Source organism: Nocardia sp. NPDC059229 (genome assembly GCF_042754165.1).
In the GTDB taxonomy this organism is placed as follows: domain Bacteria; phylum Actinomycetota; class Actinomycetes; order Mycobacteriales; family Mycobacteriaceae; genus Nocardia.
Map to the genome: position 1 here is coordinate 204892 of NZ_JBHZAK010000005.1, position 24667 is coordinate 229558.

At 66.9% G+C, this 24667-nt stretch carries 23 protein-coding genes; 5 read left to right on the plus strand and 18 right to left on the minus strand.

Features of this window, described 5'->3' with window-relative positions:
- Positions 1 to 59 precede the first annotated feature (59 nt).
- The 12 genes from ACFXHE_RS14360 to ACFXHE_RS14415 all read right to left on the minus strand — a co-directional run bounded on the left by ACFXHE_RS14360 (position 60) and on the right by ACFXHE_RS14415 (position 11780).
- Complete coding sequence (locus tag ACFXHE_RS14360; protein ID WP_364606205.1) at positions 60 to 548, minus strand: h domain protein; 489 nt, start codon at positions 546 to 548, stop codon at positions 60 to 62.
- The gene (locus ACFXHE_RS14365; RefSeq protein WP_379383105.1) at positions 545 to 1453 is read right to left on the minus strand and encodes a hypothetical protein; all 909 of its coding nucleotides are present in this window, start codon (positions 1451 to 1453) and stop codon (positions 545 to 547) included. The genes ACFXHE_RS14360 and ACFXHE_RS14365 overlap by 4 nt, the downstream gene beginning before the upstream one ends.
- Positions 1450 to 2859: an MCE family protein gene (locus ACFXHE_RS14370; protein WP_379383107.1), complete on the minus strand. Its 1410-nt coding sequence runs from the start codon at positions 2857 to 2859 to the stop codon at positions 1450 to 1452. Before ACFXHE_RS14370 ends, ACFXHE_RS14365 begins: the two co-directional genes overlap by 4 nt.
- Complete coding sequence (locus ACFXHE_RS14375) at positions 2856 to 4097, minus strand: MCE family protein (RefSeq protein ID WP_379383109.1); 1242 nt, start codon at positions 4095 to 4097, stop codon at positions 2856 to 2858. Before ACFXHE_RS14375 ends, ACFXHE_RS14370 begins: the two co-directional genes overlap by 4 nt.
- Entirely contained in the window at positions 4094 to 5344 is a 1251-nt protein-coding gene (locus ACFXHE_RS14380; protein WP_379383110.1) for an MCE family protein, read from the minus strand. The genes ACFXHE_RS14375 and ACFXHE_RS14380 overlap by 4 nt, the downstream gene beginning before the upstream one ends.
- Positions 5341 to 6408, minus strand: a complete 1068-nt coding sequence (locus ACFXHE_RS14385) for an MCE family protein (protein WP_379383112.1) — start codon at positions 6406 to 6408, stop codon at positions 5341 to 5343. The genes ACFXHE_RS14380 and ACFXHE_RS14385 overlap by 4 nt, the downstream gene beginning before the upstream one ends.
- Positions 6405 to 7439, minus strand: a complete 1035-nt coding sequence (locus ACFXHE_RS14390) for an MCE family protein (protein ID WP_379383114.1) — start codon at positions 7437 to 7439, stop codon at positions 6405 to 6407. The genes ACFXHE_RS14385 and ACFXHE_RS14390 overlap by 4 nt, the downstream gene beginning before the upstream one ends.
- On the minus strand, positions 7436 to 8662 hold the full coding sequence (locus tag ACFXHE_RS14395; protein WP_379383115.1) for an MCE family protein: 1227 nt from the start codon (positions 8660 to 8662) through the stop codon (positions 7436 to 7438). Before ACFXHE_RS14395 ends, ACFXHE_RS14390 begins: the two co-directional genes overlap by 4 nt.
- A gap of 37 nt (positions 8663 to 8699) precedes the next feature.
- Entirely contained in the window at positions 8700 to 9551 is an 852-nt protein-coding gene (locus ACFXHE_RS14400) for an ABC transporter permease (RefSeq protein ID WP_364606226.1), read from the minus strand.
- Between the two features lie 4 nt (positions 9552 to 9555).
- Positions 9556 to 10320, minus strand: coding sequence for an ABC transporter permease (locus ACFXHE_RS14405; protein WP_040854757.1), 765 nt, complete (start codon positions 10318 to 10320; stop codon positions 9556 to 9558).
- Between the two features lie 324 nt (positions 10321 to 10644).
- Positions 10645 to 11547 (minus strand): 3-oxoacyl-ACP reductase, encoded by a 903-nt coding sequence (locus ACFXHE_RS14410; RefSeq protein WP_364606228.1) that lies wholly within the window; start codon positions 11545 to 11547, stop codon positions 10645 to 10647.
- 44 nt (positions 11548 to 11591) lie between these two features.
- The gene (locus ACFXHE_RS14415) at positions 11592 to 11780 is read right to left on the minus strand and encodes a ferredoxin (RefSeq protein WP_040854753.1); all 189 of its coding nucleotides are present in this window, start codon (positions 11778 to 11780) and stop codon (positions 11592 to 11594) included.
- Positions 11781 to 11933: 153 nt separating this feature from the next.
- On the opposite strand from ACFXHE_RS14415, the gene ACFXHE_RS14420 reads away from it, so the two are divergent.
- Both ACFXHE_RS14420 and ACFXHE_RS14425 read left to right on the plus strand, forming a co-directional pair.
- On the plus strand, positions 11934 to 13127 hold the full coding sequence (locus ACFXHE_RS14420; protein WP_379383118.1) for an acyl-CoA dehydrogenase family protein: 1194 nt from the start codon (positions 11934 to 11936) through the stop codon (positions 13125 to 13127).
- Between the two features lie 20 nt (positions 13128 to 13147).
- Positions 13148 to 14275, plus strand: coding sequence for an acyl-CoA dehydrogenase family protein (locus ACFXHE_RS14425; protein WP_379383120.1), 1128 nt, complete (start codon positions 13148 to 13150; stop codon positions 14273 to 14275).
- Between the two features lie 123 nt (positions 14276 to 14398).
- Here ACFXHE_RS14425 and ACFXHE_RS14430 read toward each other — a convergent pair whose 3' ends face one another.
- Positions 14399 to 15094, minus strand: coding sequence for a maleylpyruvate isomerase family mycothiol-dependent enzyme (locus ACFXHE_RS14430; protein ID WP_379383121.1), 696 nt, complete (start codon positions 15092 to 15094; stop codon positions 14399 to 14401).
- 75 nt (positions 15095 to 15169) lie between these two features.
- Positions 15170 to 16366, minus strand: coding sequence for a glycosyltransferase (locus ACFXHE_RS14435; protein ID WP_379383123.1), 1197 nt, complete (start codon positions 16364 to 16366; stop codon positions 15170 to 15172).
- A 94-nt stretch (positions 16367 to 16460) separates the two neighbouring features.
- Here ACFXHE_RS14435 and ACFXHE_RS14440 point away from each other — a divergent pair, with 94 nt between their 5' ends.
- Both ACFXHE_RS14440 and ACFXHE_RS14445 read left to right on the plus strand, forming a co-directional pair.
- Positions 16461 to 16874: a VOC family protein gene (locus tag ACFXHE_RS14440; protein ID WP_379383125.1), complete on the plus strand. Its 414-nt coding sequence runs from the start codon at positions 16461 to 16463 to the stop codon at positions 16872 to 16874.
- A 69-nt stretch (positions 16875 to 16943) separates the two neighbouring features.
- Positions 16944 to 18530, plus strand: coding sequence for an acyl-CoA synthetase (locus ACFXHE_RS14445; protein WP_379383127.1), 1587 nt, complete (start codon positions 16944 to 16946; stop codon positions 18528 to 18530).
- A 12-nt stretch (positions 18531 to 18542) separates the two neighbouring features.
- Here ACFXHE_RS14445 and ACFXHE_RS14450 read toward each other — a convergent pair whose 3' ends face one another.
- The 4 genes from ACFXHE_RS14450 to ACFXHE_RS14465 all read right to left on the minus strand — a co-directional run bounded on the left by ACFXHE_RS14450 (position 18543) and on the right by ACFXHE_RS14465 (position 23598).
- On the minus strand, positions 18543 to 19184 hold the full coding sequence (locus tag ACFXHE_RS14450; RefSeq protein ID WP_379383129.1) for a hypothetical protein: 642 nt from the start codon (positions 19182 to 19184) through the stop codon (positions 18543 to 18545).
- 382 nt (positions 19185 to 19566) lie between these two features.
- Positions 19567 to 20562, minus strand: a complete 996-nt coding sequence (locus ACFXHE_RS14455; protein WP_379383133.1) for a sigma-70 family RNA polymerase sigma factor — start codon at positions 20560 to 20562, stop codon at positions 19567 to 19569.
- 105 nt (positions 20563 to 20667) lie between these two features.
- Positions 20668 to 22317, minus strand: a complete 1650-nt coding sequence (locus ACFXHE_RS14460) for an acyl-CoA synthetase (protein ID WP_379383135.1) — start codon at positions 22315 to 22317, stop codon at positions 20668 to 20670.
- A gap of 234 nt (positions 22318 to 22551) precedes the next feature.
- Positions 22552 to 23598, minus strand: coding sequence for an LLM class F420-dependent oxidoreductase (locus ACFXHE_RS14465; RefSeq protein WP_379383137.1), 1047 nt, complete (start codon positions 23596 to 23598; stop codon positions 22552 to 22554).
- Between the two features lie 92 nt (positions 23599 to 23690).
- On the opposite strand from ACFXHE_RS14465, the gene ACFXHE_RS14470 reads away from it, so the two are divergent.
- On the plus strand, positions 23691 to 24656 hold the full coding sequence (locus tag ACFXHE_RS14470) for a Zn-ribbon domain-containing OB-fold protein (protein ID WP_379383139.1): 966 nt from the start codon (positions 23691 to 23693) through the stop codon (positions 24654 to 24656).
- Positions 24657 to 24667: the final 11 nt, after the last annotated feature.

The following is a 24667-nucleotide window of genomic DNA, read 5'->3' on the forward strand; positions in this document are numbered from 1 at the left end:
CCGGGCAATACCCGGGGCTGCACGCCCGATATCGACTCGGCTCGGTTCGAGCCGGTGACCTAGATCGGCTTGACGTCCGAAATGAGCCAGTGTCCGCTCTGCTTGGTGAGCTCCACCTGCAGCCGATCGCTCATGAGTGTGTCCTGCGGAGTATCAGCGCTCGAGAACCGCTGATCCGCGATGACGAGGACGGTGGCGCGGTCACGGGTGGTCGTGATCACGCCGGTCGCCTGAACCGTGGTCTGGACGGAGAGCTTCTTCTCCTTGGCCGCCGGAATGGCCTGCTCGTGGATCACCTTCAGGTAGGAGTCCCGGTAGTCGCTGGTCAGTTTGTCGGCAACGGCCGGCAGGTCCTTCTCGGCGGAATCGTAGTTGTAGGTGAACAGCGACTCCACCGTGTCCGCCGCGAAAGCGGTTGCGGAGGAACGGTTCTGCTCAGCCTGCCGCTCGGACCAGAATCGGTCCCCGACCAGCGAGCCGACGACGACGGCTGCCACGAGCAGGATGCCGGCGGCGGCAATGACGATCGAACGCACGGTGAGCTTCACGGCACCAACTCCATCGACGAGGCGGTCACGGAGTCGCCCTTCCGGGTGACGGTCACCCGGAAGCGGTAGTCCTTCTGCATGGGCCCGTTGGACGCGACATTGGAGACCGTCTGCTGGGCGAGCAACAGGACGATGGCCGAGTCCTTGTCATCGCGTTCGATCGCCGCGGAGATGACCTTGCCGGAGGACTGCACCTTCAACTGCTCGAAGAGCTTCTTGTACTCGTCCTTGTTGGTCGCGTACTCGTCCTTCAGACCGCCGCCGGCGACCGAGAGCAAACGGTCGATGTCCTGATCGGCGGTGTCGCTCTTGACGGTGACCATGTCCAGGTACGCCTGCTTGGCCACCTGCACGTATTCGGCGCGCCGGTCGCGCAGCGCGTCGGCGCGGTGCTGGTGGTAGAAGAACAGGCCACCCGAACCGATCAGCACGAGCGCGGACACCAGGGCCACCACCGCGGCCACCGAACCCAGCCGCCCGAGCGAGACGTAGATCCTGTGCAGCCGCGAGTCCGGCTCGCCGTCCTCGGATTCCGTCGCATCCTCGACGGGCTCGTCCTCGGCCACCCCGGACCCGACCACGATTTCCGGCTCCGCGTCGGCGGATTCGGCGTCGATCGGGTCAGCGGCCTTCGCGGGCTTCGGCTCTGCGGTCTCCGCAGGCTTCGGCACCGCAGCCTCCGCCGGCGTCGACTTCCCGGTCTGCACCGGCTTCGACACGGCGGTCTCGGCCGGCGCCCCAGCATCGGCAAGCGCACTCGGCTCAGCGGCAGTTGTTTCCGGGCTCACGGCGCCGAGGGGCGCCTCCCGGACCTCGATGCCGGTGCGCTCGTCCTCGACGGGCGGGCCCGCCTGCCGGACGACACGCCGCCGAGTGCGGTTTCGATTTGCTGGGTTATCGCTCATCGCGGTGGCTCCTGAAGCAGCTGTTGCCAACTCGACGGGACTTTGGTTGAACCATCGGCATTGACGTCCCCCTGACGGTACACGTGACCGTCGGGTCCGACGAAGGTGCCGGTATTCGGGTCGGAATGCCCGATGAATGGTGCCTTCTGGTTACCGAGCAGCTTATCGAGCGGCTGACCGTTGTTGTCCACCGGCTTGGGAGCGCCGAACGGCGGGTTGTCGCCTTCGGGCACATAGCCGTTCGGGTCGTGGCACAGATCCGGAGTCGGAGCCCGCTTGCCCGGCACATCGACACACGGTGTGTTGCGGATGCCGCGCACGGCTTCCTTCGCGTTCTGCGGCACCTTGCAGTACAGGTTGTCGGGCGTTTCGATCGGGCTGAGATCGGCCGGCGAACGCCGCTCGCTGGGCGGCAGGAAGCCGGTGGTGCAACCCGGCGGGTCCTCGAAGCCCAGCATGAAGTCGACCATGGCACCGTTCTGGACCGGCCCGCGGATGGCGGTGAGCAGCGATGCAAGCAGCGGCGGGTAGACGACCAGGATCTGCTCGAGCCCAGCGTGATACTTGAGCGAGACCTGTCCGACGCTGAGCAGGTTGGCGAGCATGATCGGCAGGGTCGGCTTCAGATCCTGGAAGGTCTTGTTCACCTTCTGCACCGTGGACGGCGTCTGCTGCAGCACGGCGCGCAGCGACGGATCATGCTGGCGCAGTTGGTCGGTGAGTGTGGCGAGGTCCTTGGTCCAGCCGCGGATGGAGTCGGCGGACTGGTTCTGGGTGTCGAGCAGCGGACCGATCTTGTCCAGCAGATCCTTGGTCTGATCGGTGTTGTTCTTGGCCTCCTGCACCAGCAGGGACGCAGAGTCGATGAATCGCTGCAGATCCGGCCCGGCACCGTTGAAGGCGACGAAGGCGTCGTTGATGACCTCTTGCAGCTTGGTGTCGGCGACCGTGGACAGCAGCCGGTCGGCCTGGTCGAGCATGTCGCCGACGTCCTGCGGCAGCTTGGTGCGCTCCACCGGGATCACCGAGCCGTCGTGCAGATTGCCACTCGTGGGGGCATCCGGCGGGACCAGATCGACATACTGCTCACCGACCGCCGAGACGCTCTTCACGTAGGCCTGCACATCGGCGGGGATCTTGTAGTCGCTGTCGATGGACAGCTTGGCGTCCACCCCCGCCGGGGTGAGCCGGACCTCCTCGACCTTGCCGACATTGGTGCCGCGGTAGGCCACGTTGGCGGTCTGGTACAGGCCGCCGGTAGCGTCCAATTGCACTGTGACGCCGTATCTTCCGATGCCGAACATGGCCGGCACCTTCACATAGTTGCCGCCCATGACGGTCAGGCCGATCACGGTCAGCACCGTGAAGATGGCCAGCTGAACCTTGACGAACTTGGTCAGTTTCACTTTCCGTCAGCCCCTTGCTGCGCGGGCACGGTGAGTCCCGGAATGGCCGGCAGGCCCGGAATCGGCGGCAGCCCAGCGATACTCGGCGTCGGAGCCGGCGTGGGATTCTGGGCCGACGGCTTCAGCGGATCCGTCAGCGGATCGCCCTTACCCTGCGGCGGAGCGGGATGCGTCCCCTCGCCGAGGGTGGCCTGGGCGCCGCCGAACGCGCCGCCCAGCGGAGTACCGGTCAGGAAGTTCGAATCCAGCCGGGCGGCAGTGAGATCGACCGTCATGAACAGGTTCATGTAGTCGCCCTTGATGACCTTGTCGATGTTCTTGATCGGGAACGGGAAGGTCAGCAGCCACTGCAGCGAGTCGGCGAGCTTGCCGCCGGTGGCGGCCAGCGACTGCAGCGCCGGCTCCAGGTTGGCCAGGTCGGCCTTGAGGTTGCCGCCGCCCTGGTCGATGATCTGCTGCACGGTATCGCTCAGACCGCCCAGTGCCGTCAAGGTTTTGGTGATGTTCTCGCGGCGATCGGCCAGCACCGTCAACGCCGGGTGGATCTTGGTCACGGCGTCGGCGACGTCGTCCTTCTGCTGCGACAGCACCCCGGCGAACCGGTCCAGACCGCTCATGGCCGCGATGATGTCGTTCGTCTGCTTGTCCAGCGTGCCGGTCAGCTGATTCAGCTGCGGCAGCAGGTCGCGGATGGCGTCGGTGCGGCCCTTGAAGGTCGCGTCGAGTTCCTTGGTGATGGTCTCCACCTGGGAGATGCCACCGCCGTTGAGCACCACCGAAAGTGAGGACAGCGTCTGCTCGGTCGTCGGGTAGGCCCCGGCGCGCTCGAGCGGGATCACGTCCCCGGCCTTCAGCCGGCCCTGCGCAGGTTCATTCGTCGGCGCGGACAACTCCACGTGGTTGCTGCCCAGCAGACTGGTCTGCCCGATACGCGCGATGGCATTGGCGGGCAATGCGATTCCCTTCTCGAGGGAAACGGTGACCAGCGCGTGCCAGTTCTCGACCTTGATGCCGGTGACAGTGCCCACCGGCACGTCGTTCACCATGACCGGCGAATTACGGGTCAGGGTAGTCACATTCGGCATCTGGATATCGACCTGCCAGGAGCCCTCGCCGGTGCCGACCGCACCGGGCATGGGCACCGAGTTCAGCCCGTCCCATTCGCAGCCGCTCACCCCGAGCACCGCGACGAGGCTGATCGCCGCGCCCGCGAGGCGAATCCGTCGGCGGCTCATCATCGTCCACCTCCAGGAATGAGCAGATCGGTCAGGGACTTGGGCGACGCCACCGGCGCGGCGTCCGGCGCGGGAACCTGGTTGGCCAGATCGGGCGGGCTGTAGGTGAGCTGGTTGGGGAACACGTTCTGCTGAGTCGCCGGATTCAGGATCACCGGTGGGTAGTTCATCATCAGCGATTGGACGATCGGCGCCAGATACTGCTTGCACAGATCCGCACTGTGCTGGGAATCATTGGTCGCGCTGGCTTCGACTGCGCCGCACAGGAAGGCGAACGGATTGGCGAAGTTCGGCGCGGCGAGGGCGCCTGCGATCGTTCCCTGCGCCGGCTTGTAGAGCTGATAGAAGTTCACCAGCGCGGTCGGCGCGGAGTGCATGATCCGCTCCAGTTCGGGCCTCTTGTCCGCGAGTACCTGAGTGGCGTCGGCCAGTCGCTGCACGCTTTCGGTCAGTGCCCCGCCGCGCTCGTCGAGGAACCGCTTCACATCGGCGACCGCGGAATCGAGATTGTCCAGCCCCGAACCGAGATCGGTGGACACCCCGGCGAGCACCGAGGAGACCGAGGCCAGCCGGCCGCCGAACTGCACGATCTGATCATTGGACTTGGACAGCACATCGACGAACTGCTGCAGATTGCGGATGGTGCCGAACAGGTCGGTGCGGCCGTCGGAGAGCGTATTCAGCGTGCTGGACAGCTCTTTCAGGGTGTCGCGGAAGGCCTGGGCATTGCCATTGCCGAGGTTGTCGGCGGCGGTATTGATGACCCGGCCGAAGGAGCCCTGCTTGTCCTCGCCGATCGGGCCGAGCGCGGTGGACAGCTTGGTCAGTTCGGCCTTGATGTCATCCCATTCCACCGGAACGGCGGTGTGCTCCACCGGAATCGACGCGCCATCGGCCATCTTCTGTCCGCCGGTATAGGCGGGCGCGAGCTGGATGAAGCGCGCCGACACCAGCGACGGCGAAATGATCACGGCCTTGGCGTCGGCGGGCAGATCGATGCCGCGGTCGACGGTCATCTTCACCGTCACCCGGTCCTTGCCCGGATCGATGGAGTCGATCTTGCCGACCTTCACACCGAGCACGCGGATCTCGTCACCGGCGTACAGGCCGTTGGTCGAGGGGAAGTACGCGGTGATGTGCTTTTTGCCGATGTCGGAGACCAGCCCGTAGACCAGCCACCCGGCCAGCGCGACCACCAGGGCCGCCGCCGCGATCCGGGTCCACCGGGGCAGTTTGCGAATTGCGTTCAACGCTCCGGCTCCTTCGGGATGATCGAGGTCGTGAGGGCCCCGTTGTCGGTGAGTTCCTTCTGGAGCGAGTCGGGCAGATGCTGCGGCCAGACCATGGCGTCGACCAGCACCTGCAGGGCCGGACTCGATCCATTGGACAGGTACGCCTGGAAGTACGGCCCACTGCCGACCTGCTCGCCGAGCGCGGCCTCGAACGGCCCGAGTTCGTCGACCGCCTTGCCGAGGTTGTCCCTGTTGTCCTGCAACAGCTTCAACACCGAATTCAGCTTGTCCAGCGTCGGCTTCAGCTGTGCCTCGTTGTCATTGACGAAGCCGGTGAGCTGCTGTGCGAGACCATTGATGTACACGATCAGCTGACTCAGCGCCGCGCGGCGGGCATCCAGCTCGCCGAGCAGGCTGTTGCCGTCGACCAGCAGCGAATTGATCTGCGCCGCACGATCACCCAGCACCTTGGTGACGTTCTGGGCGTGGGAGAGCAGCTCGGTCAGCGCCTTGTCGCGGTTGTTCAGGCTGCGCGAGAGCTGGGTGACGCCGTCGAGCGCCGACCGCAGCGGTCCCGGGGTATCGGTGAACGCGTCCGACAGGGTGTCCAGGGTCTTGTTGACCTGGTCGGTGTCGAGGCCCTTCACTGTGGTGGCCAGATCGCTGAGGGCGTCGGTGAGCGAGTACGGAGACGTGGTGCGCTCCAACGGGATCGGCTGATCCTGCCGCAGTGCGCCGTCACCGGTCGGCACCACCTCGAGCGACTTGCGGCCCAGCACCGTATTGGTCTTGATGGCCGCGGTGGTCTTGGTGCCCAGCACGATCGCCTCGTCGAGGGTGAACCGCACCTTGACCTTGGCGCCGTCCAGCGCGACATTCTCGACCCGGCCGGACTTCACGCCGGCCACCTGCACCTGGTCGCCGGGCAGCAGCCCGCCGGCGTCGGCGAAGTAGGCCGTGAACTCCGCGCCCGAGCGGATGAAGGGCAAACGGTCGAACTGCAGGGCGGTGAGACAGATCGTCACCGCCAGCACGATGCCCGTGACCCCGATATCGATCAGGGGTGAGCGCTGTTGATTCATTTGTCCGAGCACCTTCCGGTGGACTGACCGCCGGGCGCGACGAGGCGCGTCTGATGCTGGCCGTCAGGTCCGTCGACGATGACGGCCGTACCGCAGACGTACATGTTCATGAACGAGCCGTAGGAGCCGATGCGGATCAGCTTCTTGTAGGTGTCCGGCAGCAGGTCCAGCACGTACTGCACGTCGCTCTTGCGGTCGTCCAGGTTCTGCGACAGCTTGCCGAGCTGTTCGACGTTCGCCTTCAGATCCGGGCGGACCTGCTGCAGGAGACTGGTGAGATCGCCGGTGGCCCCGGCCAATCGGGGCAGTGCGTCGCCGATCGGATCCTTGTCGGCCGCCAGACCGCTGACCAGGCGCTGCAATTCGTTCAGGGTGGTCCCGAAGTCCGCGTTGCGCTGGTCGATGGTGCCCAGCACCGTCTTCAGATTCTCGATCACGCTGCCGATCAAGGCATCCCGGTCGGCCAGGGTCTTGGTGAACGAGCCGCCGCTGTTCAGCAGCGCGACCAGCGTGCCGCCCTGTCCCTGGAACACCTGCAGCAGCGCCCCGGTCAGATCGTTCACCTGCTGCGGGTTGAGGCCGCGCAGCAGCGGCTTGAACCCGCCGAGCAGCAGATCCAGATCGAGCGCCGGCTTGGTCTTGTCGGTGCCGATCGTGGCGCCCTTACGTAATGGCTGCGCTGTGCCCGGACCGTCCATCAGCTCCAGATAGCGGTCGCCGACGAGGTTTTCGTAGCGGACGGCCGCCTGGGTGCCGGAGTACACGCGGTACTGGTTGTCGATGTCGAAGTCGACATGGGCCAGATGGTCCTTGCCGACATAGACCCGGCTCACCGAGCCCACCGGCACACCCGCGATGCGCACCTTCGAGCCGGGCAGCATCCCGGCCGCACTGGTGAAGATCGCGTGGTAGCCGGTCGAACGGGCGAAGCGCATCTGACTGAAGACGATGCCCAGCGCGGCCAGGACCAGCACCATGATCAGGGTGAAGATCCCCAATTTCACGCTGCTCGAATGCACTTTGAGCCTCATGGGTTCGGCACCCCCGGAAGTCCGGCGAACAGAATCTGGAACACCCTGGGGCCGTTGAGGTGGGTATCCATCGCCGGCGTCCACACCTCACCCTCGGAGGTGTCGGTGACGAGGTAGTTGGAGTGGCTGCCCGGCACTCGGTCGAGGATGTTCTCGCAGTGCGGGCCACCGGTGGCGTTCACCTTCGGCAGATCCTTCGGGTACGAGTAAGGGGTGCCGCCGCCCATGAAGCCGGCGTTCAGGGTGACCCACGGCCCGTCGCCACCGAAGATGCGGTTGCCGTCCGGCAGCGCATTGGCCGCACCGACGACCAGGCAGTACAGGGCCGGGTTGTACTCGTTGAGCAGTTCGGTGGTCGGGCGCAGCACACCGAGGGTGTCGACCAGCGCCTTCTGGTTGTCCGAGAGCACGCCGCCGGTGTCGTTGGCCAGGCCGACCAGGTTCAGCAGCACCTTGTCGAAGTTGTCCTTCTCATCGACGATGGTGCCGCCGGTGACCGTCATATTCCCGGTGGTGCGCAACAGATCCGGCGCGGTGTCGGCGTAGAGGTTGGTCACGCCGACCGAGGTCTGCAGATCACGCTGCAGGTCGGGCAGGCTCGGGTTGATGTCCTTGAGGAGCTGATCGCTGTCGACCATGAGCTGGCCCAGCTTGTCGCCACGACCCTGCAGCGCGGTGCCCAGCGCGGTCAGCGTCGCATTGAGCTTCTCCGGCTGCACCTTCGCCAGCAGATCGTTCAAATGCTGGAAGAGCGTGTTGAATTCGACCGTCACCGCGCCGGCCTGCACCACCGAGCCCGGCTTCAGCGAGTCGGAGTCGGGGTGCTGCGGTTCGATGAAGTTGATGTACTTCGCGCCGAACACCGTGGTCGAGTTGATGTCCACGGTGGCATTGGCGGGCACCATCTTCAGCATGTCCGGGTCCATCGCCAGTTCGATGCGCGCACCGTCGGCGCTGTCGGTGATGTTGGTGACCCGCCCGATCTCGACCCCGCGGATCTTGACCTTGGCGTCCTTGTCCATGACCAGGCCGGCCCGCGGCGCGGCGACCGTGACCTTGACCTTGTCTTCGAACCCGCCCGCGAACATCACCAGGCAGACCGCGACGGCAGCGGCCAGGCCGAGCACCATGCCCGCGCCGGCCAGCCGAATGACCCACCCCTGTTCGAGATAGCGTTTCGGCTTCGGTTTCTCGACGAACGGCGAGCCGATCGGGCTCGCCATTCCGCGCTCTTGTTGGACCATGTGTGTCGTCCCGCCCCTACCCGGAGAGATGGAAATTGCCGGAGGTGCCGTAGATGGCCAGCGACATCAGCAGCGTCACCATGACGACCGCGATCAGCGAGGCCCGCACCGCATTACCTACCGCCACGCCGACGCCGACCGGTCCGCCTGCGGCGTGATAGCCGTAGTAGGTGTGGATCAGCATGACCGCCATGGCCATGAAGATCGCCTGCGCGAAGGACCAGAGGATGTCGCTGGGGATCAGGAACGTCGAGAAGTAGTGGTCGTACACACCGGCCGACTGGCCGTAGATCACCACGGTCGCGAAGCGCGAGGCGATGAACGAGGCGATGACCGCCAGTGAGTACAACGGGATGATGGCGATGATGCCCGCCAGCATGCGAGTGCCCACCAGGAAGGGGACCGGCCGGATGGCCATCACCTCGAGGGCGTCGATCTCTTCGGAGACGCGCATGGCGCCCAATTGTGCCGTGGTACCGGCGCCCAGCGTCGCCGCCAGGCCGATACCCGAAATGACCGGGGCCGCAATGCGAACGTTGATGAACGCGGCGAAGAAGCCAGTCAGGGCTTCGACACCGATGTTGCCGAGCGAGCTGTAACCCTGCACGGCGATGGTGCCACCGGCGGCCAGGGTCAGGAACCCGACGATCACGACGGTGCCGCCGATGACGGCCAAAGCGCCTGTGCCCATCGAGATCTCGGCGATCAGCCGGATGGTCTCGGTGCGGTAGTGCACCAGTGCCTTGGGCACCGAGCCGATCGACCGCGCATAGAACACCGCGTGCTTGCCGACCGAATCGAGGGCCTCGGTGAAGCGCTGAAAACGCTTGGTCACCTTGGGAAAACGAGACTGGATCACGAACGCCATCTGATCACCGCGCCGTGAACTTGATGCCAACGGCGGTTACCACGACGTTGATGACGAACAGCGCCATGAAGGCGAAGACGACGGTCTGGTTGACGGCGTCGCCGACGCTCTTGGGCCCGCCCTTCACGTTCAGGCCCAGATAACAGGCGACCAGTCCGGCGACGAGTCCGAACAGCATGGCCTTCACCTCGGAGATGACGAGCTCCGGCAGGTGGGTCAGCAGGGTGAGGCCGTTGACGAAGGCGCCGGGGTTCACACCCTGCAGGTAGACCGAGAACAGGAACCCGCCCAGGATGCCGATGGTGGACACCAGGCCATTGAGCAGGAAGGCCACGAACATCGAGGCGAGCACGCGCGGAACCACCAGGCGCTGAATCGGATCGATGCCGAGCACCTTCATGGCGTCGATCTCTTCGCGAATGGTGCGCGCGCCCAGGTCCGCGCAGATGGCGGTCGCGCCCGCGCCGGCCACGATGAGCACCGTGACCATCGGGCCGATCTGGGTGATGGTGCCGAAAGCGGCGCCCGCGCCGGAGAGGTCGGCCGCGCCGATCTCCCGCAGCAGGATGTTGAGGGTGAAGCTCACCAGCACGGTGAACGGAATTGCCACCATCAGGGTGGGGAAGATGGATACCCGGGCTATGAACCAGGACTGATCGATGAATTCCCGTCGCTGGAACGGGGGCCGTACCGCGGCGCGAGCGACCGCACCGGCGAGTTCGAAGAACCCTCCGACCGCCCGCAGCGGTACGGCAAGGACTTCATTCATTCCCGCTATTCCTCCTGCCCCTGCCTAGCTATAGCAACTGAGATCTGAATGTGATCTCGGTCCCGCTCGAAGATTAGAACACGTTCTCATACGGTTCGGGAAGGTTTCGACGGTTTTGAACAGGTCTTCTTTCTGAACTGGCGTCCAGTTTTGAGAACAGGTTCACGTCAGCCTAACCACCACAGGTATGCCGCATTGTGAGGCGACACACATAGTTGTCCCTTTTCTTACCAACGATCGATCTCGTGATCAACCGCAGGCGCCGGGGGCCGGGCCGTGTCTTCAGGAACCCACGACCCCCGGACGGGGACACCGAGGCCAGTCTCAGCCCAGATCCTTCAGCGAGGAGGCGGAAAACGTAGCGTCCGAACCGCGTTCGGAGAAATAGCCGCCCAGGGTCGCGGCCAGCCCCTCGCGGGTCCACTCGCCCTCGGCGTCGAAGCGCTGCTCCACCACCGGAGCCGCCATCAGGGCCACCATCGGGCCGTAGACGACGAACAGCTGGCCGCTGATCGCCTCGGCCGCCGGCGAGGCCAGGTAGGCCACCAGCCGCGCGACGTGATCGGGCGATAGCGGGTCCGGACCCTGGTCGGGAGCCGCGGAGAAGACCTTCTCGGTCATGGCCGTCCGCGCCCGCGGCGCGATGGCGTTGGCGCGCACGCCGACCGATTCCAGCGCCCGCGCGGCCGACAGCGTCAGCGCGGTGATGCCGGCCTTGGCCGCACCGTAATTCGCCTGCCCGGCGGGGCCGAGCAGACCGGCCTCCGAGGAGGTGTTGATGATGCGCCCATAAACGGGAGCACCCGTCTCCTTGTACTTGCCACGCCAGAAGGCGGCCGCATTGCGGGTCAAAAGGAAATGCCCGCGCAGGTGGACCGCGACGACCGCGTCGAAATCCTCGTCGGACATGTTGAACAACATCTTGTCCCGGGTGATCCCGGCATTGTTCACCACGATGTCCAGCCCGCCGAAGGTCTCCTCGGCGGTGCGGATCAATGCGTCGGCCGTCGCGCGCTCGGCGATACTGCCGCCCACGAACTCCGCCTTGACGCCCAGCGCCCGGATGTCGGCGAGGGTTGCGCTCACCGCGTCGTTCTCGGCAAGGTCGTTGACGATGACCGACGCGCCGGCCCGGGCCAGCTCGAGGGCTTCGGCCCGGCCCAGCCCGGCGCCCGCGCCGGTGACGATGGCAACCCGGCCCGAAAGACTTACATCAGAATCGCTCACCGGCCGACTCTAGAACGTGTTCCACCCGCCGGGCAAGCGTCCGCTCAGACCAGCTTCAATGCCGCCTTGGGGCACTGGGCCACGGCGGACTCGATATCGCGACGGTTGGCCTCGGTGACCTCGGCCTCGTTGACGTGCAGGTTGTCGTCGTCATCGAGATCGAAGACGTCAGGGGCGATTCCGACACAGATTCCGTTCGCTTCGCACTGATCGAAATCGACGATCACCTTCATAGTTCTCTCCTTAACCACAGGTTCTTCCCGAGCCTAACAAGCGGACCCGTGGTCAGAACAGCAAAGTAGCCCTAACCGGAACGAATACTGGAACATGTTTCACTTGCGTGCGATGATCGGCTGAACCGAGAAACGAAGGCTAGAGGTACTGCTATGCGTATCGCCTACACGCCGCAACAGGAACAGCTGCGTGCCGAGCTGCGTGACTATTTCACCCGCCTCATCACTCCCGAACGGCGGCAAGCGCTTTCGGCGCAGACCGGAGAGTACGGCGAGGGCAATGTCTACCGCGAGGTGGTCGAGGAGATGGGCCGCGACGGCTGGCTCGCCCTCGGCTGGCCCAAGGAGTACGGCGGCCAGGACCGCTCCACCATGGATCAGCTGATCTTCACCGACGAGGCCGCCATCGCCGGCGCCCCGGTGCCGTTCCTGACCATCAACTCGGTGGCGCCGACCATCATGCACTACGGCACCGAGGAGCAGAAGAAGTTCTTCCTGCCCAAGATCGCCGCCGGCCGGCTGCACTTCGCCATCGGCTACTCCGAGCCGGGCGCCGGCACCGACCTGGCCTCGCTGCGCACCTCCGCGGTCCGCGACGGCGACGACTGGATCATCAACGGCCAGAAGATGTGGACCTCCCTCATCGCCTACGCCGACTACGTGTGGCTCGCCGCCCGCACCGACCCGAACGCCAAGAAGCACAAGGGCATCTCGATGTTCATCATGCCGACCACGGCAGAGGGCTTCTCCTGGACGCCGGTGCACACCATGGCCGGGCCCGACACCAGCGCCACCTACTACCAGGACGTGCGGGTCAAGCACTCCGACATGGTGGGCCCGGAGAACGGCGGCTGGGCGCTGGTCACCAACCAGCTCAACCACGAGCGGGTCGCGCTGACCTCGTCCGCGCCGCTGGCCCTGGCCGTCGCGCAGGTGACCGAGTGGGCGCGCAACACCAAGACCGCCAATGGCGCCCGGGTCATCGACCAGGAATGGGTGCAGATCAGCCTGGCCCGCATCCACGCCAAGGTCGAGTACCTGAAGCTGACCAACTGGGAGATCGCCTCGCGCGCCGACGCCGGCGGCGACGCCGCCCCGCGCCCGTGGGACGCCTCCGCCACCAAGGTGTACGGCACCGAGCTGGCCACCGAGTCCTACCGCGCGCTGATGGAGATCCTCGGCCCGCAGGCCTACCTGCGCCAGGACTCGGCGGGCTCGCAGCTGCGGGGTCGCCTGGAGCGCATGCACCGCGCCTGCCTGATCCTGACCTTCGGCGGCGGCACCAACGAGGTGCAGCGCGACATCATCGCCATGACCGCCCTCAAGCAGCCCGCCGCCGCGCGCTAATCGAAACCAAGGTAACCATCATGGATTTCACCCTCACCGAGGCGCAGCAGGATCTGGCCCGCCTCACCGCCGAGGTCACCGGCAAGCTGGTCACCGCCGACCGGCTGCGTGAGCTCGACCGCAACACCGACGCGTCGGGCAACCCGACCGTGCGCTTCGACGAATCGCTGTGGAGCTCGCTCGCCGAAACCGGCGTCCTGGCCGCGGCCCTGCCGGAGACGGTGGGCGGCAGCGACTTCGGCGTGCTGGAGCAGACCGCCATCCTGCGCGAGATCGGCAAGTCCGTCGCGCCCGTGCCGTACCTGTGGTCGATCGTGCTCGGCGCCGGCGCGCTCGCGCAGTTCGGCTCCACGGCCCAGCGCGAGCTGGCCGCCCAGGCCGCGCGGGGCGAGGTCATCCTCACCGCCGCGCTGAGCGAGGAGCGCAACTGGGAGCTCACCAGCCCGGTCACCACCGCAATGGCGGGCGACGGCTGGCAGCTGACCGGTCTCAAGACCACGGTGCCCTTCGCCCGCCAGGCGGCGCGAATCCTGGTGTCCGCCAGCGTCGACGGCTCCCCCGCGGTCTTCCTGGTCGACCCGTCGCACGCCTCGGTGCGCGTCGAGGACCAGATCGTCACCGACCGCTCCCCCGAGGCCGAGGTCGAATTCGCCGGCACCCCCGCCGAACTGGTCGGCACCGTCGACCAGGGCGCCGAGATCCTGACCTGGCTGCTGGAGCGTGCCTGGCTCGGCCTGGCCGCCACCCAGCTCGGCGTGATCGAGAAGGGCCTGGAACTGGTCGCCGACTACGCCCGCGAGCGTGAGCAGTTCAATCGCAAGATCGGCAGCTTCCAGGCCGTGGCCCAGCGCCTGGCCGACGCCTACATCGACGTCCAGGGCGTGCGGCTCGCGGTGACGCAGGCGGCCTGGCGGCTCGCGGAGGGCCTGCCGGCCGCGGCCGAGGTCCACACCGCCAAGTTCTGGGCCGCCGAGGCGGGTCACCGCGTCGCCCACACCGTGGTACACGTGCACGGCGGCGTCGGCATCGACCGCGACCACATCGTGAACCAGTACTTCACCGCCGCCAAACACAACGAATTCGCGCTCGGCGGCGCGACCGACCACCTGCGCGCACTCGGGTCGCTGCTGACCGACGCTGCGCAGTAACGACTCTCGGAGACTCGGTACCAACTCCCGGAGACTCGGCCGAACCCTGCACTGCGGCCGACGGCGAGGCGGTGGCTCCCATACCGGCCACCACCTCGCCGTTTTTCTTTGTCCGGGAACGGTTTACGGCACCAGCGGACCGGCGAGCACCCGCTCCCCCGCCGCCCAGTTGCCCTGCCAGGTAAGCGCCGCATCCTTGGCGGGCTTGCGCTGCCACAGCGCCAGCAGCAGATCCGAAGCGGTGCCGGAGATTTCGGCGACCGGGGTGCCCGGGCCGTAGGTCCAGCTCTCACCGGTATCGGTGGCGCGGACCCTGATCGCCACCTCGGGCTCGCTCGCCAGCCCACGCTGAATCATGCGCGGCGCGAACAGTTCGAAGACCTCCGCGATGCCGTCGGCGGCCTGCGCCGGATCGAATTCCTCCGCGATGCCGAGCGCGTTCTTGCCGTCCCACACGTGCATGAGGGTCTCCTGGGCGCGGCGGCGCTGCCAGAACCCGACCGTGCGCGGCAGCAGCTTGGTGAAGGTCCAGGCCGGGGTCTCCGGGGCGACCGCCACCGCCTCGAGCAGGGCCTGCGCGGTCTCGTCGTACCAGGCCCGCAGCTCGACGGGATCCTTCGGAGCGGGTTCGCCCTGGTAGTCGCCGCGGCCCTCCCGGATACCGGTGATCACCCACAGATTGCCCTGGCCGACATGGTCGACCAGGTCGTAGAAGGTCCAATCCCCGCAGCTGGGAACCGGTGCGGCCAGATCGACCCCCGGCGTGATCAGCTCTCCGAGCTCGCTCAATTTCTCGCGCAAAATGGCCACGAAATCCATGCGGCCCACGCTAACCAGCGAAAACCCGGCCTGCCAGCCATATGCGGCCGGTCGAACGCGAAATCCGGCCAAACATCAGGATTCGAATTCACGGACGGAGGCGATGCGCTCACCCACCGGGTCGTGATGATCCGTCGACGGTTCCAGTTCGTACAGCAGGGCCTCGCCGCGCGCGTCGTGGCGGATGGCGCGGCCCAGTTCGGCCGCGGCCCGGTAGTGGGCCGGGGTGCGCAGGACGTGGCGGATCCCGCGGGCGATGCGCTGCGGGGTCGCGGTGCGCGGCAACGTGATTCCGGCACGGTGGGCGCGGACGCGCGCGGCATTGTCGGCATTGTCCCGGCCGTGCGGCAGGACCACGACCGGGAGGTCGGCGGCGAAGGACTTCATCAGGGTGCCGTGGCCGCCGTGGGTGACGACCAGGCTGGCATGCCGCATGATTTCGCGGTGCCCGGCGGCGCGCAGGACCATCACGTTCGGCGGGGCGCGCAGCTCGTCCGGGTCGACAGCGGGGCCGGTGGTGATGACGCCACGCACCGGGAGCTGGCCCAGGGCGTCGGAAATGCGCTGCAGGCAATCGGTTTGGCGTTGAAAGGTGGTGGACAGCGCGACCAGGACCAGCGGGTCGCCGCCGTCGGTCTGCGTCCACGCGGCGCCCTCGACCCAATCCGGCTCGTCGAGGATCGGGCCGACCCAGCGCACCCCATCCGGCCCCTGCCCCGGGAAGTCGAACGCCGCACTGGACAGCACCAGCTGCCGGCGCGCCAGCTGCGCCTGATCCTGAAAGTGGGCCAGCCGCTCCAGCCCGAAATCCGCGCGCAGGACATTGAGCTTCGGGAGCAATTCCTCGTCCCAGCGCCGCCGCACCAGCGAGCCCACCACCCGGTCGCGTAATCGGCCCAGTGGCCCGTGCGCCTTGCCGAAGCCGGAACCCGGCGGCGGGCCGCCCTCCACCGGCAGCGGGTAGATGCCGGGGATGAGCACCGAGAAGGGCACCTCACAGGCCTGCGCCGCGACCATGGCCCCGAAGGCGAAGAAGGAGGCCAGCACCAGATCGGGTCGTTCGGCATCGATTTCGTCGGCGGTGTCGCGGGCGAATCCGGCCCCCGCGCGCGGGCGCAGCCGCGCGCCCGCGGCCGTCACCGGGCCGGTCAGGGATTCCTCCGCGAGCACGGTCACCCGATGGCCACGCCGCACCAGACGCCGCACCACACCCAGCTCCGGTGGAACCGTTCCGCCGCTTCCGGTGAGGGCGACCAGGTAGCTGTGAGTCATCGGGCACCTCCCCCAATCACTCTTCCACGACCGATGAGTTTTCCGCACCTGCTTCGTCCCCATCAGTACATCGAATGAGAGGGGTCGAACCACCATGCCGAGCAAGATGATCTTCATCAATCTGCCGGTCGCCGACCTGGACCGGTCCAAGCGCTTCTACGAGGCCGTGGGCTGGAAGGTGAACCAGGACTTCACCGACGGTAATGCCGCCTGCATCGTGGTCGACGACAACATCTGCGTCATGCTGCTGACCCACGACTTCTTCACCACCTTCGGCACCCGCCCCCTCGGCGACACCCTGGGCACCGTCAACGGCGTCTACGCCCTGGCCCTGTCCAGCCCCCACGAAGTGGACACCCTCGTCGAAGCGGCCCTCCGAGCCGGCGGCACCGAGGAACTCAACCCCGACCGCCGCGCCCAGGAAGCCGAGGTGGGCATGTACAGCCGCACCTTCCTCGACCTCGACGGCCACCAGTGGGAGCCCTTCCACATGGCCTACCCCGCCTGACCGCCGATCGGCAGCTTCCTGCCATCCGATGAAGTGTCGGTTCACCCGGGTGCGAACCAGGGTGAACCCATGGCTTTCAACGTTGCAGACCTGTTCGAGCACGCCGTCGACGCGGTCCCGGAGCGGATCGCCCTGATCTGCGCCGACCGGCAATTCACCTATCGCGAACTGGACGAGCGGGCCAACCGGCTCGCCCATCACCTGGCCGCCCGCGGCATCGGCGCGGGCGATCACGTCGGCGTGTACTCACGCAATTCCGCCGAGGCGCTGGAAACGATGCTCGCGACCTACAAACTGCGGGCGGTGTCGGTGTGCGTGAACTATCGCTATATGGCCGACGAGGTGCGCTACATCGTCGAAAACGCCGATCTGAAGGCCCTTGTCCACGAGGCGCAGTACGGTGCCATCGTCGCCGAGGTCCAGGCTGCGGTGCCGTCCGTGACCGAGGTGCTCGCGATCGGACCCGACTACGACGCGGCGCTGGCCGCGCAGTCCCCGGACCGCGATTTCGGTCCGCGCAGCGGCGACGACCTGTACATCCTCTACACCGGCGGCACCACCGGCATGCCCAAGGGCGTGATGTGGCGGCACGAGGACGTCTGGCGCGTGCTCGGCGGCGGCATCAATTACGTGACCGGCGAGTATGTTTCGGACGAATGGGAATTGGCCGCCTCCGCGAAGTCCGCGCCGACCGGAATCGTCATGGCCCCGCTCTCGCCGCTCATCCACGGCGCCGCGCAGTGGGCGGCATTCATCGCCCTGAACTCCGGTGGCACCGTGGTTTTCGTGCCACAGTTCGATGCGCACGAGGTGTGGCGGGTGGTGGAGCGGCACGGGGTCAATGTGCTCACCGTGGTCGGGGACGCCATGGCAAAACCGCTGCTGGAGGCGTATCACGAAGGGCACTACGAGGTTTCGTCCCTGTGGGCGTTCAGCAGCCACGCCGCGCTGTTCTCGCACTCGCTCAAACAGCAGTACCTCGGTACCTTCCCGAACCTGTTCATCACCGACGTGATCGGCTCCTCGGAGAGTGGTAGCACCGGATTGTCCGTGGTCACCAAGGATTCCGACCATACGCAGGGCCCGCGGGTGAAGTTCAGCGCGCAGGCCGTCCTGCTCGACGACGACGGCAACCTGGTCGAACCCCGGCCGGGCGCGGTAGGCCGGATGGCACGGACCGGGCACGTGCCGCTCGGGTATTACAAGGATCCCGAGAAGACGAGGTCGATCTTCGCCGAGGTGGACGGCAAACGCTATGTGGCGCCGGGCGATTACGCGCGCTACGAGGCCGATGGCACCGTCACCCTGCTCGGGCGCGGCTCGGAGTGCATCAACACCGGCGGCGAGAAGGTGTTCCCGGAAGAGGTCGAGACCGCCCTCAAATCCCATCCGGAGGTCTTCGACGCCCTGGTGATCGGCATTCCGCACGACCGCTTCGGACAGGCCGTGGCAGCGGTGGTGCAGCCGCGGCCGAGAGCCGCGCTCGCGCTCGGTGAGCTCGACGCGCACCTGCGCACCAGGATCGCGGGATACAAAGTGCCCCGGGGGTATTGGCTGGTCGACCAGGTCATGCGGCAGCCCAGCGGCAAGGCGAACTATCCCGCCGCCAAGCGGTACGCGGCCGAGCACGCCGAGGGGATGCGCGCTCCCCGCTGACCGGTTGTGCGGTCAGCTCAACAGCCCGAGGTCACGCACCCGCACCCCGAGCTGGAATCGGGTGCTGACCTCGAAACGGACCATCAGCTGCGCGACATAGCGGCGATAGGTGCGCAGCGACACGCCCAGCGCCCGCGCCGCCGTCTCGTCCTTCGCCCCGGCGTGCAGCTGCTCGACCACCGCGAGTGCCACCGCGTCCAGCCCGCGCTCCCCCAGCTCCAGATGATCGCGGAGCTGACGCGCGGAATGCCAGGTGCGGACGGCGAATTGGTGCACCACGCCCAGCAGCGCCGGTTCGGCCACCAGCAGACCGCGCGGTTGCTGCCCGGGCGCGGCCGACCACAGCGCCGCCCGCTCGCGATCGACGATCAGCACATTGCAGAAGTCGGTGTCGGTGACCCGGATCCGCGAGCCGACCGCGAACTGCCGCAGCACCGACTGCCGTCCACGCGCGCCCACATAGGCGGCCGACAACAGCAGCCGGACCTTCTTGCCGGCGGCGTGCAGCTGCCGGAAAACCGTGTCCTCGGAACCGTATTCGGTCTCCGGGCGGACGGGGCGGGCGATGGCCATGACGGCCTCGTGGCGCACCCCCACCAGCATGCGGCGCAGATTCTCCGCCCACAGCTCGTCCGCGTGCAGCTCAACCGTCATCACGCACCTCTCGTGAACACCTGTGGGAGAGCATATTTCGATTCCCGGCCAGCGGGTTCAGCGAACACACCGCCGTGGTCCGCGACCCGGGCACCGGCGAGATATCAGTGTTCCGGATGGACTGCATGCGCTGGGTGTCACCCAAAACGGGTGAGTCGCCGATCTTGACCGGTGGTGGCGGCGACCGTGAGGGTAGGGGAACCGGCTAGTTCGTGCGGAGCCTCCGATCAACGGCGATCAGCGACGGCCACCGATGTCCTCCGTCTTTCGACGGAGGTTGCGCGCCAAGCCGGTCCGCGGGCCGGAGTCCACCGTCGTCCGAGATGTGGACGGAGGGGGACCGGCCCGCGGAACACCAACGGAGCGCGGCGACGGGCCCGACCTAGTTCGAGCCCAGCTCCATGGGCAGGCCGAACAGCGGGAAGAGCTTCTCGGTGTCGAGGAAGAAGGTCAGACCGGAGATGCGGTCACCGTCGAGTTCGAGAGTGGTGATGGACCACGGGATCCAGCGGCCGGGCTCGTCACCCGGCTTGTAGTGGCCGAAGGCGGGTAGCCCGTTGGCGCCGGCCAGCGGGACCAGGCGGGAGTCGCGGCACGCGTGGCCGGTACCGAGCATGAAGGCGGCCACGTTCTCGGGGCCGGAAATCCACAGCGAGAACGGCGGCATGGACAGGGCCACATCGGCTTTCAGCAGGTCGGTGAGGGCGTCCATGTCGTAGGCCTCGAAGGCCTTGACGAAATCGTCGACAAGTTTGCGCTGCTGCTCGTTGTTCTCGTCGAAGGGGTCCGACACCGTGGCCGTCTCCTGCACCTTCGACATGGTGGCGCGGGCCCGCTGCAGAGCGCTGTTCACCGAGGCCGGGGAGACATTGAGCATGTCGGCGGTTTCGCCCGCCGAGAAACGCAGCACCTCGCGCATGATCAGGATCGCGCGCTGGCTGGCCGGCAGATGCTGTACCGCCGCGACGAAGGCCAGGCGCAGCGTGTCCTTCGCGCTGGCGGCCTCGGCCGGATCGGCGCCGAAGGCGAGGGCGTTCGGAATCGGTTCCACCCACACGTAATCCGGCTCCGGCGGGGGCAGCTGTGAATCGGGGGTCGAGGGACCGTTGAGATCCATGGGTCTGGCGCGGCGCTGCGGACCGTCCACCATGTCCAGACAAACATTGGTGGTGATCTTGTACAGCCAGGACCGCAGACTGGAGCGGCCTTCGAAGGAGTCGTAGGACTTCCACGCCCGCGTGAAGGTCTCCTGCACCGCGTCCTCTGCTTCGAACGAGGACCCGAGCATTCGATACGCGTAGGCGCACAGCTCTCGCCGATGCCCCTCGAAAGACCGCAGTACATCGTCGGAAACGGTGCCGCCCACCTTCTCGCTCATGCCAGACAGCGTCGCACAGCCCACCGACAAGAAACACCCGCGAAAAGCTTGATGCCCGCCTGCGATCGCAGACGGGCACCGGCACACATCACGAGCTGAGCCGCGTTACTTGGTGTTCGAGGCCTCGGCGTGGTTGTCGGCCTCGCGGGCCTCGGTCTGCGCCTTGGCCCACTTGTAGTCCGGCTTGCCCGCGGGCGAGCGCTTGATCTCGTCCACGAACCACAGGCTGCGCGGCATCTTGTAGGAGGAGATCTCCTTGACGAGGGTCGGGCGCAGTTCCTCCAGCGTCGGGCGGGCGCCGCCGCGGCACTGCACGACCGCGACCACCCGCTGGCCCCAGCGCTCGTCCGGCACGCCGACCACGAGCGCGTCGAAGATCTCCGGGTGCGCCTTGAGCGCGCCCTCGACCTCTTCGGGGTAGATCTTCTCGCCACCGGAGTTGATCGACACCGAGCCGCGACCCAGCATGGTGACGGTGCCGTCCTCCTCCACGCGGGCGAAGTCGCCGGGGATGGAGTAGCGAACGCCGTTGAACACCTTGAAGGTTTCGGCGGTCTTGACCGGGTCGTTGTAGTAGCCGACCGGGATGTTGCCGGTCCGCGCCAGCATGCCGACCTGACCGGAGCCGGGCGCGACCTCGTTGCCCTCCTCGTCGATCACCTTGGTGGAGCCGTCGATCTTCACCCGCGGGCCGCCGGTGTGCGTGGCGCCCTTGGCCGCCACGGCCAGACCGCCGAAGCCGGTCTCCGAGGAACCGATGGAGTCGGTGATGAGCGCGTTCGGGAAGTTCTCGATGAACTGATCCTTCAGCGCGGGCGAGAACAGCGCCGCGCTGCTGGCCAGCACCCACAGGCTCGAATGCTGGTACGCCTCACCGGTTTCCGCATTGCCCTCGGCCAGCGCGTCCAGCATCGGACGGGCCATGGCATCGCCGGTAATGAAGATCATGTTGACGCCGTGCCGCTGAATCGCCTGCCACACACCGTGTCCGCTGAACTCCGGCAGCATGACGGCCTTGCCGCCGTCGAACAGGCTGTGCAGGGTCGCGGTGAACGCGCCGCCGTGGATCAGCGGCGGAATCGGGTAGCGCACCATCGGCGAGTTGCCGCTCGCGCCGCCCTTGGACTGCTCCCACTCGTCCTGGATGAATTCACCGGTGTAGAAGTTGATGCCGCCGCCGAGGACGCGCCACCAGTCCTCCTGCCGCCACATGACGCCCTTGGGCATGCCGGTGGTGCCGCCGGTGTAGATCATCATGATGTCGTCGGAGGAGCGCTCGCCGAAATCGCGCTCGCCACGCGAGCCGGCCAGCGCCGCTTCGTATTCCACCGCGGTCGGGGGCAGCGGCAGGTCGGTGCCGTCCTCGACGGTGACGACCGCCTTGATCCTCGGCACGTTCGGCAGCACATTGGCCACCTTGTCGCTGTACCGCCGCTCATGAATGAGCGCGACCATATCCGAGTTCTCGAAGATGTACTGCAACTCGTTCTCGACGTAGCGGTAGTTCACGTTGATCATGACTGCCCGCGCCTTGAAGATGGCCACCATGGCCTCCACGGCCTCAATGGTGTTGCGCGAGTACACGCCGACCTTGTCACCCGGCTGCACACCCTGATCCTGCAGGTAGTGCGCCAGCCGGTTGGCTCGGTCCTCGAGCTCGGCGTAGGTCACCGAACGAGCGTCGTCAACCAGCGCGACACGTTCCGGCATGAGGTCGATGGTGTGCTCGACAAGGTCCGCAATGTTGTAGCTCACTGCTTCAAAATAGAACGTGTTCTTGTGTGTGACAAGCCACAGATTCGGCTTTGGCCCAGTGACCGGATGTGCCCCGTGTCACACCCTACGGCGACTTACGCTGAATTGGAACAGATGCGAAAGGGCGCGACCCACTCACCGGGGCGCGCCCTTTCCAACCGGCCGCGAAGCGCCTCTTCGAGGCCGGATTTCTGGAACTAGTTCTACGAACGACTCAGTGCCCCTGCGACCGACTCAGTGCCCCTGCGACTCGATCAGCGGACGCAGCGCCTCGAACTGCGCCACGTCGCGGACACCCACGAGCATCATGGTGACGCCGGCCTGCTCCCACACCTTCAGTTGCTCACGCACCTGCGCCTCATTGCCGATGATGGTGGTGTCGAGGATCAGCTCGTCGGGCACGACCGCCGCGGCCTCCTCCTTGCGGCCGGTGCGGAACAGCCGGGTGATCTCGTCCACCTGCTCGCCATAGCCCATGCGCCGGTACACCTCGGCGTGGAAGTTGAGTTCCTCGGCGCCCATGCCGCCGATGTAGAGCGCCATGAACGGGCGCAGCCGATCCAGTTCGGCCTTGGGGTCGTCGGTCAGGATCACCTGTGCGGTGGCGGCGATCTCGAAGTCCTCGCGCGAGCGCCGCGCGCCCGGGCGCGAGAAGCCCTCGTCGAGCCACTCGTTGTACATGTCGGCCAGCCGCGGCGTGTAGTAGATGGCCAGCCAGCCGTCCGCGATCTCCGCGGTCAGCGCCACGTTCTTGGGGCCCTCCGCGCCGAGCCAGATCGGCAGGTCCGCGCGCAGCGGGTGGGTGATGGGCTTGAGCGGCTTGCCGAATCCCGTTGCGCCCGATCCGGAGTAGGGCAGCGGGTAGTGCGGGCCCGCACTGGTCACCTTGCCCTCGCGGGCCAGCACCTGCCGCACGATCGAGACGTACTCGCGGGTGCGGGCCAGCGGCTTGGCGAAGGGCTGCCCGTACCAGCCCTCCACCACCTGCGGACCGGAGACGCCGAGCCCGAGGATGTGCCGGCCGCCGCTGAGGTGGTCGAGGGTCAGCGCGGCCATGGCGGTGGCGGTCGGCGTGCGCGCCGACATCTGCACGACGGAGGTGCCCAGCCGGACCCGGCTGGTGTCCGAGCCGTACCACGCCAGGGGCGTGAAGGCGTCCGATCCCCAGGACTCCGCGGTGAAGATGGCGTCGAAGCCGGCCTCCTCCGCGGCCAGCACCAGTTCCCGGTGATTGGCGGGCGGCTGCGCACCCCAATATCCCAGTTGCAATCCAAAGCGCATTTCCATGTCCTTCCTAGAACATCCGGGGCTGGTCGTCAGGGCCGCAGCCCGTACTCTTGCCACCGTCACTAGAACCTGTTCTACTCGATCTCGTGACTCTGGGGAACACCGAAATACTGTCCGCACCGCTGCGGATGCAATTCGACTACACCCGCTCCACCGGTCCGATCATCGGTCGCTTCCTCACGGAACTGCGATCCGGCAAGGTCGTCGGGGTGCGGGGTTCCGATGGGCGCGTGATCGTGCCGCCCGCGGAATTCGATCCGGCCACCGGCGAGGCGCTGTCGGAGTTCGTCGGCGTGTCCGACGTCGGCACCGTTCAGACCTGGTCGTGGGTGGCCGAGCCGCTGCCCGGCCAGCCCTTCGACCGACCCTTCGCGTACGCGCTGATCAAGCTGGACGGCGCGGACACCGCTATCCTGCACGCGGTGGATGTGGCCTCCCCGGCCGACATCGCCACCGGGATGCGGGTGCGGGCGCGCTGGGCCGCCGAGCGCACCGGCGACATCCACGACATCGCGGCCTTCGAACCGGGTGAGACCTCCACGGCCCCGGCCGATTCCGCGAGTGACCTGGAACCGGTGACCGGCATCGTGACCCCGGTCGACTTCTCCATCAAGCACACCGCCGCCCCGCAGGAGGCCGTCTTCCTGAAGGCGCTCATGGAGGGCCGCCTGCTGGGCGCCCGCGCCCGGATGGACGGCAAGGTGTACTTCCCGCCGCGCGGCGCCGACCCGCGCGACGGCTCGCCGACCGACGACTACGTCGAGGTGTCCGACAAGGGCATCGTGACCACCTTCTGCATCGTGAACGTGCCGTTCATGGGCCAGCGCCTCAAGCCCCCGTACGTGGCGGCCTACGTGCTGCTCGACGGCGCCGACATCCCCTTCCTGCACCTGGTGCTCGGCGTCGAGGCGAGCGAGGTCCGGATGGGTATGCGAGTGGAGGCGGTGTGGAAGCCGCGCGAGGAGTGGGGCCTGTCCATGGCCAATATCGACCACTTCCGGCCCACCGGCGAACCCGACGCCGACTACGACAGCTTCGCGCACCACCTGTAGAGAGGCGCTGA